Annotated in this window: 7 protein-coding genes; 5 read left to right on the top strand and 2 right to left on the bottom strand. The window is 37.9% G+C overall.

What is annotated here, in order from left to right:
* Window positions 1-21: 21 nt before the first annotated feature.
* Both lacZ and IEV85_RS21645 read right to left on the bottom strand, forming a co-directional pair.
* Window positions 22-3,123, bottom strand: a complete 3,102-nt coding sequence (gene lacZ / locus IEV85_RS21650; protein ID WP_229712689.1) for a beta-galactosidase, LacZ type — start codon at window positions 3,121-3,123, stop codon at window positions 22-24.
* Between the two features lie 369 nt (window positions 3,124-3,492).
* Window positions 3,493-4,374, bottom strand: a complete 882-nt coding sequence (locus IEV85_RS21645; RefSeq protein ID WP_188467364.1) for a DUF808 domain-containing protein — start codon at window positions 4,372-4,374, stop codon at window positions 3,493-3,495.
* A gap of 188 nt (window positions 4,375-4,562) precedes the next feature.
* Here IEV85_RS21645 and IEV85_RS21640 point away from each other — a divergent pair, with 188 nt between their 5' ends.
* The 5 genes from IEV85_RS21640 to IEV85_RS21620 all read left to right on the top strand — a co-directional run bounded on the left by IEV85_RS21640 (window position 4,563) and on the right by IEV85_RS21620 (window position 12,087).
* On the top strand, window positions 4,563-5,096 hold the full coding sequence (locus tag IEV85_RS21640; protein WP_229712688.1) for a hypothetical protein: 534 nt from the start codon (window positions 4,563-4,565) through the stop codon (window positions 5,094-5,096).
* Between the two features lie 286 nt (window positions 5,097-5,382).
* Entirely contained in the window at window positions 5,383-6,396 is a 1,014-nt protein-coding gene (locus IEV85_RS21635) for a transporter (RefSeq protein ID WP_188467362.1), read from the top strand.
* A 7-nt stretch (window positions 6,397-6,403) separates the two neighbouring features.
* A complete protein-coding gene (locus tag IEV85_RS21630) occupies window positions 6,404-7,945 on the top strand; it encodes a vanadium-dependent haloperoxidase (RefSeq protein ID WP_188467361.1) in 1,542 nt (513 codons plus the stop codon).
* Window positions 7,946-9,633: 1,688 nt separating this feature from the next.
* Window positions 9,634-10,407 (top strand): hypothetical protein, encoded by a 774-nt coding sequence (locus IEV85_RS21625; RefSeq protein ID WP_188467360.1) that lies wholly within the window; start codon window positions 9,634-9,636, stop codon window positions 10,405-10,407.
* A gap of 444 nt (window positions 10,408-10,851) precedes the next feature.
* On the top strand, window positions 10,852-12,087 hold the full coding sequence (locus IEV85_RS21620; RefSeq protein WP_188467359.1) for a TraB/GumN family protein: 1,236 nt from the start codon (window positions 10,852-10,854) through the stop codon (window positions 12,085-12,087).
* The last annotated feature ends 326 nt before the right edge of the window (window positions 12,088-12,413 follow it).

Here is a 12,413-nt window from a genome sequence, read left to right as displayed (position 1 = left end):
ATCAGAAGTAGTGCTTTATATTTATTTAAGTATAATATCAAAACTATAACTATAATTCCGGGCTTTTAAAGTGTATTTATCCCATGGTCTTGCTCCCCAACTGTCATCTCCCCCCACTCCCATTTGGTGGTAGTCGATATTAAGCTGAATCAACTCTCTGAGTTGAATGTCAGTATAATGTCTTTGTTTTTTTTCCATACCTGCATCAAAATCTGAAGTGAGGTTATGATGGGCGCTGAAGCTAAACACAGGCTGACCTTTGATCAACATGCCTTTTCCATTTCCATCAGTCAGTTTGAGCCAGCGAGTATCCGTTCTGTAGCCGTTTTCCTGTGGTCTTATATAAGCAAAATCTAAATCTTCAACAGGCATCTGATATGTGCCTACAAAAGCCGATGCTTTTCTGTCCCAATAATTCTCGTGGGGCCCACGTCCATACCATTCTGCATTTTTGTACTGATCAGACAAAATCATTGTCACTCCAAAACGCGGTAGCTCGGGCAAATCCTTGTCCTTATAATCAAAAGATACCTGCACTTTGAGGGAGCCATCTCCGGAGATCTCATATATAATGCTCCCTAGAGATTGTAAGCTATCAAAACTTACCTGCTGCTCTACTTTAACCATGTATTTAGTTTTCTCCAACACTTTTACTGAAGTGATCTTTTGATTTTGGGTGGAGCTTTTCCAAACGCTTAATCTCTTGGGCATTTGATTTCCAAAGTCGTTATCAGTAGCTGCCCTCCAAAAGTTAAAGGACAAAGGCTCTTTCAGGTATTCGCTTTGTCCATTTTTAATGGAAGTAAGTTGACCTGAAGTTTTATCAAAAACAATGGCAAATGATTCTCCTGAAACTGTGATACTTTCTTTGCTATCTTTCGTCTTTAATTTTTTGGCTGATTTGGACTCAGCTATTGTCTCTCCGTTTTGCCAAAGGATTTGATCACTTGCTAACAGATAGCCTTTTTCGAGAAAAGGAGCTGTCTCCTTTTGGCGTACGTAAAAGTTGACAAAATACTCGCTTTCGGATTTTAAATCAGCGGAATTGAGGTCAATATTCAAAGTTTTTCTTTGCTGTGGCAATAATTTAAAGTCTGCAATTTCTCTTTTTTGAATAACCTCACCATCTTCTAATAATTCCCAGCTGATTTCAAATTCACTCAGGTTGGTAAAGAAATTTTCATTATAAATCTCTATCTCACCAGCTTCAGTTTTAGCTACATGAACATTTTGATACACATGCTTTACCTCTTCCAATGCCGGGTGCGGACTTCTATCCGGGTTTACCAACCCATTCAGGCAAAAATTATCATCATTGTATACATCTTCAGGCTCAAAATCACCTCCATAAGCCCAAAATTCGTTACCATCTGCATCTTTTTTTAATAATCCCTGATCTACCCAATCCCAGATGAATCCACCCTGCACTTGCTTATGCTTTCTTACGAAATCCCACAAATCCACCAGATTACCATTGCTGTTGCCCATGGCATGGGAATATTCACACCAGATAAAAGGTCGGTCAGGATATTTGCCAATATAGTATTTCTCTATGCCAGAGGTTCGTGCATACATCCATGAAATAATATCTGAATGCCTCTCTTTAAACTCCTTGCCCCTTTCTGCTCGTTCATAATGTACCACTCTGGAACTGTCTCTTTGTTTAATCCAATCGTAACCCTGAATAAAGGCCGGGCCATCTCCTGCCTCATTTCCCATAGACCATATGATGATGGAAGGATGATTTTTATCCCTTTCTACCATGCGCCTCATGCGGTCCAGGTGGGGTTCCAAAAACTCAGGCTTGTTGGCGGGAGTTTTATCTTCATCATAACCAAAGCCGTGCGTTTCAATATTGGCTTCATCAATTACATAAATACCGTATTCATCGCACAGCTGGTACCAGAGCGGATCGTTGGGATAATGGGAAGTTCTGACTGCATTGATATTATTTTGTTTAAACAGTTCAATATCTTTCAACATCGACTCTCTTGAAATAACGTGACCATATCTCTCATCATGCTCATGTCGGTTTACACCTTTCAATAGCACCGGCTGACCGTTTACCAACAGCTGACCATTGGCTATCTTCACTTCCCTGAAACCAACTTTACTTCCTGTAGATTGCAGCACATTGCCTTTAGCATCCTTCAAATTAATCACCATCTGATACAAATAAGGTTTCTCAGCAGACCAGGGCTTTACATTCGGAACCTGAAGTTCCAAAAGGGTATTTTCCTCGTTGGAAATAATCACTTGCTTATTCACACGCTCTATCTCTTTTCCTTCAGCATCGAAAAGAGTAACTTCTGCAATTTGTTTTACTTTTCTTTGACTGCTTCTATTTTGGATTTCAACATCTACCAAAAGCTTTCCATCTCTATAATTATTTTCCAGGTGAGGTGTAGCAAAAAAATCTCTTATTCGAATTTTTGGAGCAGTAACAATATGAACATCCCGTTCAATTCCACTCAACCTCCAGAAATCCTGATCTTCAAGATAACTACCATCGCTCCATCGGTACACTTCAACTGCCAGTATGTTCTCTCCTTCTCTAATGAAAGGGGTGATATTGAACTCTGCAGGAGTTTTACTGCCTTCGCTATAGCCTACTTTCTTCCCGTTTATCCAACAGTAAAAAGCTGAGTTAACACCTCCAAAATGTAGCAATACTTCTTGTGCTAACGCAGATTTTTTAATGCTAAAAGTGGTTACATAGGAACCTACAGGATTATATTCTGCAGGAATAAAAGGAGGATTTTTAGGAAAGGGATATTCCATATTGGTATACTGCGGATAGCCATAACCGTACATCTGCCAATCGCCAGGTACCGGAATTTCTTCCCATCCGCTAGTGTCATAGCCTTCTTTGTAAAAGTCCGCAGGCCTCCCTGCTGGATTTTTACTCCAATGAAATTTCCAGTCACCATTTAGAGTTTGTACATGTGGTGATGGCTTACCTGCCAGCACATCTTTTTCATTAGAATAAGGGGTAAAAGTAGCATGAGGCCTTTCCGTTCCGATGCTTATGACAGATAAATCCTGCCATTCCCGCTGTTGGGCAAAAGCCATTGTGGTACAAAAAATGAATAAAGCTAAAACGATGAATATCTTATTTTGCATGATTGATTATGGATGCTCTACACTCAAAAATGCGGATTTTATTTTAGCATTCCAATAAACGTACGGAATACATTTATAAAAGATAGGTTTTGATGCACAAGTGCAAATCTTTTGAAAATATTGGTGCTATTAGAACGTCATTCCCGCGCAACTTGTCCCGAACAGTTATCGGGAGGCGGGAATCTTTGATTTTTCGTATGAAATTCTTTTCGCTTTACTCTCATACTTAACACATCCAGGCAAAGGCTGGCAGGCTCCTGATTTATCTGCGATAAATTTTCCCCTCTCTTTTTCTAAGAGAAGGGTTTCAACCTCTATTTGGTGGTTGAAGTGCCTGTCAGCCTTAGGCTGAATGAGTTGAACGCACCTCTACTTCTTCACTAACTTCCATACTTTTTTCCCGGCCAATACTACTAGCAGCACTACTGCGCCAATAACAAGGCCTGCCACAAATTCAAATAATAAGGTCGGCATATGGATGCTTTCTTCCCAATGATGGATAAATGGTACATAATGGGCAAATATACCTCCGGAAACCAACAGAAGCGCTATTGTTCCGATAATAGAAAGTCCCTTTATCACCTTAGGTAAAGCGGCCACTAAAATTCTTCCTACCTTGTCTGAAAAAGAATTATCCTCTTCATTTAAATTGATCAGCTTAAGACCAAATTCATCCATACGCACAATAAGTGCCACAAGACCATACACACCTACAGTGGCCAAAAGCGCAATAACAGAGACCACTCCTATTTGTACGCCAATAGGTTCTTCTGTAACTGTACCCAAGGCTACAATAATAATCTCTACAGAAAGTATAAAATCAGTAATGATAGCTGCTTTTACCTTTTCCTTTTCTACCGCAAGAATTTCCTCTTCAGTCATTTCTTTAGCTAATGGCGATTTTTTTTCATGGGCATGCGGCACCAAAAATTCGTAAATCTTTTCAGCGCCTTCATAAGCAAGATACAATCCACCAATTATTAAGATAATTGTGATGGCTGAAGGAACAAATGCACTGAGCAGAAAGGCTATCGGCAAAATGATGAGTTTATTGAGCAGTGACCCTTTTGTGATAGCCCAAAGTACAGGCAGCTCTCTTTTGGACATAAAACCGGAAGCTTTCTCAGCATTCACCGCCAAATCATCCCCTAAAAGACCTGCTGTTTTCTTTCCCGCAATTTTGCCCATGGTTGCCACATCATCCATCAGCGTAGCCACATCATCTAAGAGGGCAAAAAATCCTGAAGCCATATTATTTCATTTATTTTAAAAGGCAAATTAAATAATTTATGTTTAAACGGAAGATGAATTTGTTATAAACGTTTTTGCAGCTGTTAAGTGAAACAATATTACTTAAAAAGTTCATTCAAATAATCACTGAAAACTTCACTTTTCGAGGAATGAATGTTTGCTTTTCAAAATCTTTTGGATAAATTTATATGAAATCGTATCTATTGAAAAAAGTATTTTCCATATTTTTAATCTCATTAATATCCTTACAATGGTTCTTTGGACTTATTACCATTGATTTAGTGGAACAAGTTTGGGTGGATCAAAAACTTTCAGAGCGCAAGCTTAAATTATCGGATAAAGTTACTTCAGCACTCGGGGTTTCTAATGATATTGAATTAGAAGAAATTAGTCTTCATTCATATGTAAGAATGGGCTATGGGGCTCCTTTTGTGGTAACCCATGAGGTGGAGGGCGAAGAACTATATTTTAAGGTTGCTCAAAATGAAGTTACATATGAATATCAAATCAGGGAGATTAAGATCAATGATTTCAATAAAGAAAGCTCCAAAAAGTTAGGATACTTCATCTCTCATATATTTTTGAACTTTATAGAATCTCATGAAGATTTTGAGTTTTACCAGAATGGTACCCTAAATCAATCCACTCAACCCAAGTATGATGATTTAGTATTGACCCTGCCAAACGATATACCTACTCCTCCTCCTGAATTTTTTGTTTAATTCTTTTAAAAAGGACTTAATTTCAGATTAGGTAATCTGCCTCTAAAAGGCAATTAAGACCTTATTTTCAGGAAAAGTAATTACATTTTTTCTATCTCAATCTCAGTGAGAAATTTTCATATATCAACTCATCCCGGATGTCCGTTTTGTAGTCAACATGCGTGCCACTCTTGATTGTATATATGACATTCTCTGAACCCTTAAAGGTTTTTCATTAAGCTAAAGGATGTGATGAAAATTATTTAATCTGCTTTCCTTATTCTTCTCATTTTGAAATCGAATTAGTATGAAAAAATTCCTATTATCTAAACTAAGTATGTGCCGGATATATCAGGTACAGGAACAAAAATTGTTATTCTTAACACTAGTCCCACCTTCGAAAAAAATAGCTTCCCTACTTTTTGCAGCCATGTATCTAAGCATCTCCCTACAGGCACAAACGCCCAGCGATGCGCTAATGATGAACTCAAAGCAGATATGCTTCTTGCTGGATTATAACTACTCAAGTTTTGACAATTACTGGGAAGGAGAATTGAAGCGCGAGAACCAAACCATTGCCATGGTTAAGCGCAACAGTATACTATCAATGGTGGCTGTCGGCATTCTTGATAACCTTAATTTTTATGCTGGTGTACCTTATATAAAAACGGAATCCACTCACCCAAATGGCGGAAAGTTTGCAGGAGCAAGTGGTTTTCAGGATTTGACCGTTGCGCTAAAATACAGATGGTTGAATAAACAATTGGGGAATGGAAGGCTTGCCGGACTCGCCACTATTGGGTTTTCAATCCCTGTTTCCCAGTATCTGCCTGACTATATGCCTTACAGTATTGGTTTAGGCACTCCTGAATTATCCTACAGGGCTATTTTAGAATGCAGACATAATAGCGACTGGTATTTAAGGGGTGCAGGAACTTATTTATGGAGGGGATATGCCAAGGCGGAAAGAGAATACTATTACAATAACGGTAGTTACTATACCCCGTGGATGGATGTTCCCAGTGCCATTACTGCAGAAGCAGTAATTGGAAAGTGGCTCTTTTCCGATGCGCTTCAAATAGAATTGTCCTACCTGGGCTCCCGATCATTAAGCGGAGACGATATAAGGCCTTATAACCCTCCGCAACCCACTAACAAGGTGCATATGGATCGTGTGGGAGTATTTGCACACTACTTCTTTCCAAAACTCAAAGGCTTAGGATTTTTAGCATATCATAATCGGATTGTAGCCGGCAGAAATGTACCTGAAATGAATACCACGGGATTTGGAGCTACCTATTTCTTTAATTACCGAAAATAACCTCGACATGAAAAATAAAACTATACAGCTTTTATTAAGCGGATTGACATTGCTTTTTCTCTACGGCTGCGAGAAAGAATTACCAAATTATTACAAAATAGAAGGTTATGAATTTGCGTCCACAGAACCTGATGGAGGTAACTGGACTCCTATCCTGATAGAAAGCGGTGATGCAATCAGTATTCCTGCACCAGACCCTGTTAACTCCGCTTCATACCTTCAGGAGCTGGAAGATCTAAAAACAGCAATGGCACAGATGTCTCAGGCTGATGCAAATGCAGTAACTTATTGGACACAAAATCCTATTATCCGATGGAATGAAATAGCATTGGAGCTTATTGCCAAATATAACCTTATTCCGGGTCCGAATGAGGATGGAAGCTATACTCTACCTAATCCGGCCAACCCGAATGGCCCACCGGCATTTCCATTTGCACATCCACCGTACGCTGTACGTGTGCTTGCTTATTTGTCTGTAGCACAGTATGATGGATTGATTTCGGCATGGCACTATAAATATACTTATGATAGGTCAGCGCCCTTTATTCAGGATGAAAGCATTGTGACTGCTTATAATGATAATAGCGATATTTCCTACCCATCAGATGGTGCTGTGATTGCTACGGCTTCCAGGAAAGTTTTAACGCAAATGTTTCCTTTGGAAGCTAAGTACCTGGCCGAAAAAGAAACAGAGCATCTAAGAAGTTTATTGCTTTCAGGTGCACACCTTCAAAGTGATATTGAAGCAGGAAAGCTGATTGGTGATGCCATCTCTACCATAGCCCTCGCCAGGGCTGCGAGTGATGGGATGAAAAATGCCCAGGCACCTAAAGCAGTGTCAGACTCACTTGCTTCAGCGGCACAAGCGCGTTTTGGATGGCATTGGGTTAATGTAGAAATCCCTAAGCGGCCGGTGGGTTTAACTCCGCTTTTTGGCAGGGTTCAGATGTGGAGTGTAGAAAATGTTGAGCAAACACGTCCAATTCCTCCGCCAGCCATAGGTTCTGCAGCATATGAAGCAGATGTATCTCAGCTCAAGAGTTATGCTGATAATGTTACAAAGGAAAGAAGAAGAATTGCCAACTTCTGGCAAGACGGTTTGGGTACCTATACTCCTCCCGGACACTGGAATGAATTTGCCAAAGAATTCATCGTAAAGTACCGACTTAACCCCTTGAGGTCTGCAAGAACCTTTGCTTATCTGAATATGGCCATGATGGATGGCGGCATAAGCTGCTGGGATGCCAAGTACTATTATCATTACCCAAGGCCCATTCAGGTGATTGAGGGATTTAAAACCATTGCGGGAACTCCGAATTTTCCATCTTACACTTCTGGGCATAGTGTTTTTTCTGCTGCAGGAGCCGAGGTGCTTGCTTACATTTTCCCACAAGAAGCATCAATAGTAAGAGCATGGGCAGAAGAAGCAGCTATTTCCAGGGTCTATGGTGGAATCCACTGGACTTTTGATGCGACAGTAGGGACGGATCAAGGTAAAGATGTAGCTGAATATACCATTAATAAGGCAAGAAATGACGGAGCAGATTAAACGCCTCCATTAATCAAATTATAAAATATTCTATCAATCATACCCACCTGTTCGGTTTACAACAACAGGTGGGTTTGTTTAAAATTATTACCTTTTAAGAGAACAATGACTTGAAAACTCGCACCAGCAAACTAAATCATTCCCACAAATATTGAAAAAGAGCTTGTAGTTGCGGACATACTATTCTGTAATTCTATAAACAACTCACCCCAACCCTCTCTTAGAAAAAGAGGGAGTTCGTCCTCGTGACAATTTATAATTGTTAGACATTTAAAAATTGCTACCATGTCAATATATATCGTCATTGCGAACATGCTATTATTTCAATGTCAATTGAAATAATTCATGTGTGGCAATCTTTTGATTTGGAACATAAGACGTTTTGCTTGTCTTTCTTAAGACTGACGCGGTTTTCTATGCCTTCCACAAAGCCATGAGGAAAACCTCGCAGTGACGAGTTCTATCGTGTATACTCAGGTTAAGCAATTCACTCCAAAATAAATCCCCCCAGCCCCCTTTTTAGGAAAGGGGGAGAACGATCTTGGAAATTTTGAAAGTTAGTAATAAGCATTGGAATTGCCTTTTATATAAATGGTCATTCAAGCCAAAGGGCTGGTGGGCCAGAACTTTACGAGGTATGAGGGAAATATCAGGAATCTCTTTAACAGTGCGAGGCAGTGTTGTCAAGTAAGTATGATGAACTATATGATATTTCAACCACTGTTGAAATCATAAGATTCCCGACTGCTCGGGAATGACGTGCAAATTAATAGCTAGTGGTTAAAACATTAACTTTCTGGAAGTTGCGAACATACTATTCTGTAATTCTATAAACAACTCACCCCAACCCTCTCTTAGAAAAAGAGGGAGTTCAATCTCACTATTATTGATAATTATATTTTATTTGAATTTTTCCTACAATCTCCAAAAAGAGTGCGTCATTCTGGAATTTACCGAGGCACGAGGGTAATATCCAGAATCCCCTTACTTTTAAGCTCTCTGTCAACCAAATGCATCTTTTAAAATTAAAAATTCAATGAAATTTAATTCAGATTTCAGTATTAAATCGTACCCGTCATTGCGAACATGTTATTCTTTCGATGCTAATCGAACAGAATGCATGTGTGGCAATCTTTTGATTTGATTTGGAATGCAAGACGTTTTGCTTGTCTTTCTTAAGACTGACGCGGTTTTCTATGGCTTCCATAAAGCCATGAGGAAAACCTCGCAGTGACGAGTTCTATCGTGTATTTTCAGGTTAAACAATTCAGTCCCAAATAAATCCCCCTTGCCCCCTTTAAGAAAGGGGGAGAACGACCTTGGAAATTTTGAAAGTTAGTAATAAGCATTGGAATTCCCTTTTAAATAAATCCTAATTCAAGCCAGAAAATTTTGAAGAGCAGCGGAAAAATTTATGAGTGCTCTTTTTAAGAGTGTAAAGCCAAGTAAGCCAATTTAAAAAGACAATCAGTTTTGTTTACTAACTGCCTTGGAAGCTATCTTTTGGTTTTCCCTCTTTATCTTCTTAGCGATGCTCTATTGGATATTTTACATTGATTTTTAGATAATTATATAGGATTTTACTTTAGTATCTATTACATTGAGAATGAAAGATGTATTAAAACTGTTTTTTTTAAGAATTTTTAGCTATCTCATTTTATTTTAACTAAAACCTAAATATTAAAGTCATGAAAAAATTATCATTTTTATCCCTAACAATTCTATTATTTACTTTTTTACTTTCTTGTGATTCTGAAGTCTTAGATATGGAATTTGAGCCACAGATAACTGAATCAACTGATGGTGAGCAAGTATTTTTTCCAGGAGAAGTATCACAATCTACAACTAGCCGACTTACTGCAAATTCATTTGGTTGCGGAGTTACAGGTCCTGATTGTGCATCTTCCGGACAAACCTTAACTTATACCTATTCAACTACCACATCAAATCCTAATATTACCTGGACCGTGAATAGTGGAAGTATTTCAATTGTAAGTGGACAAAACTCAAATACCGTTTCTCTAAGATTTGGACGTGGTTTTACCGGTGGCACTGTAACAGTATTAGGTGCTGGAGCTCCCAATTGTTCAGTAACATTTGATATTCTGAAATGTGCTACACCAGTCCCTACTTGTGGAATTAGCATTAATGGTATATTTGAAGTAAATGCCTTAGGAGATGATGAGGTTGCTTTTTATGCAACAACTACTATTAGTTCTGGTTGGTCTGTAACAGGTAGTTATTTTACTGTTACTTATCAGAATGGTTCTGTTTCCAATCATGTTGGCTACACTAATTCTTTAGGATATGAGCAAATAATAATTCCTGTGAGTTGCACTAATAAGGTGGAAACAGTTCAGGTTAGCGTATATGGAGCAAGTAGTTCAGGTACAACTTGCTCTGATACCGAGCTAGAAGATTGGGGGGTGATAGGTGTTTGTGGTACGGGTGGCTTCAATTGAAAAAAATATTATTAAACTGAAAAGCGGGCTTATGGCTCGCTTTTTTTATTTTGTATTTATAAGAGAAAGCATTTAAGCTTTGAATTTCCTAATATAGAACCTTCATAATTGAACATCCAATAATAATAATAATAATAAAGGTTTTGATGATTTTAATATGATATTTTCAAGGGAAAACACGAACCTATAAGTAATATGTTTAGTCAAAGGCCACCTAAGCCGGAATTTAAAAGTTGCTTAGTAAGTTTTGTTGTTTTATCATAATAATTGCATTATGTATTGGGCTATCGCTAATTTTCAATTAATAAAATCTTATAGATTAGCATATAAAATTGTTATAAATGAGTAAAATAGTTAAAAATAACTCTAATTTTATTTTCACACTATTGTGTCTGTACTTAGTAAAATAACAATTTAAATCAACTCAACTATCAATCCTTTACCATGCACAAATTACTCATTCTTGTACTGACACTGTTTAGCTTGCAGGCTTTAGGACAATCTAAAACAAGCTATCTAAAAGATAATCGCTTTGACTTAACTTCAAATGAATTTAAATTTCCCCAGGAGGACTTTAAAATTATAGGATTTGGGGCTTACCATGGAAGCGCTAAAACTTATGAGGCAGAAATGAAGCTGATCCGGACCTTGAAACAACAAGGTATTATGGAGTATTACGTACCTGAAACCAACTTCAGTCAGGCATTTTTCTTTCAACAATACCTGGAAACCGGAGATGAAGCACTTTTAAAAGAATTGGTGATGGGATTTCAGACCATCGTAAGTCAGGAGGGCACAATTGAAACATTTGAACACTGGAAAAAATTAAGGGCATTAAATCAAAAATACGCTAGTAATCCTATTAAGATAATTGGTTTTGATGTAATTGCTGAGTTTAAATTCCCCATTAAACATATTTTATACCTTTCAGAGAGCATTCAAAATTGGGAACAAAGAGCAGCGCTACAAGCTAAATTGGCAGATAAAGAAGCTAATTTTAGTACAAGAAGTGAAGAAAATCAAAAGCTATTAAAAAGCTTTATCAACGATTATGAAGCAAATAAGAACCTGTACATTTCTAAAATAAAAGACACTGTCATCTTTCATCATATATTAAAAAACATCCAATACGTTTTAGATAGGCAAAAAAGCCGCGAAGAAATTATTTTTGATAATTATATGGAGCTAAAGGATCGCTATCAATTAAGCGAAAAAAAACAGTTTTTCAAATACGGTTTTTTCCATATTGAAAAAGATCGTGAAAGAGACTACCCTTCATTTTTCACCAGATTGATTGAGCATAAAGTTTATGATAGAAATAAGGTAATTACCGTGATGGGCTACCTGACCAAAAGCGAAGTGCTATGGGAAAAGGTGTATGACAAGCAGGGAAATTACAAGACCTACACTATAGAAAAAGGTTACGGCATTGGAGATTATTGGAAAGAGTACTTTAAAGGTATCAAGAGACTCAAGAAAACGCAGCTATCAGATTTGACGCTTTATCGATTAAACCAGGAAAATTCACCTTATAATGAAGGAAGTGACTTACTGGAAGTAAAGCTCTTTTTGAAGCGCAGCAATGGAAAGGCATTGAAAGGAAAAGGTACCACAGATTTTATTGATTATGCTGTTTTAATAAGTGACTCGAGACCGCAAATTCCTTTGGAGGAGATGTAGGCACCTTTTCAAACAACTCACCCCAACCCTCTCTTAGAAAAAGAGGGAGTTCGTCCTCGTGACAATTTATAATTGTTAGACATTTGAAAATTGCTAACATCTCAATATATATAGTCATTGCGAACATTTTATTCTTTCGATCTTAATCGAACAGAATGCATGTGTGGCAATCTTTTGATTTGGAATGTAAGACGTTTTGCTTGTCTTTCTTAAGACTGCCACGGTTTACTATGGATTCCCCATGAAGAAAACCTCGCAGTGACGAGGTCTATTGTGTATATTCAGGTTAAACAATTCAGTCCCAAATAAATCCCCCCTGCCCCCTT

It is taken from the genome of Marivirga lumbricoides (genome assembly GCF_014636295.1).
GTDB lineage: Bacteria > Bacteroidota > Bacteroidia > Cytophagales > Cyclobacteriaceae > Marivirga > Marivirga lumbricoides.
This window is presented reverse-complemented; position numbering and strand designations above follow the sequence as displayed.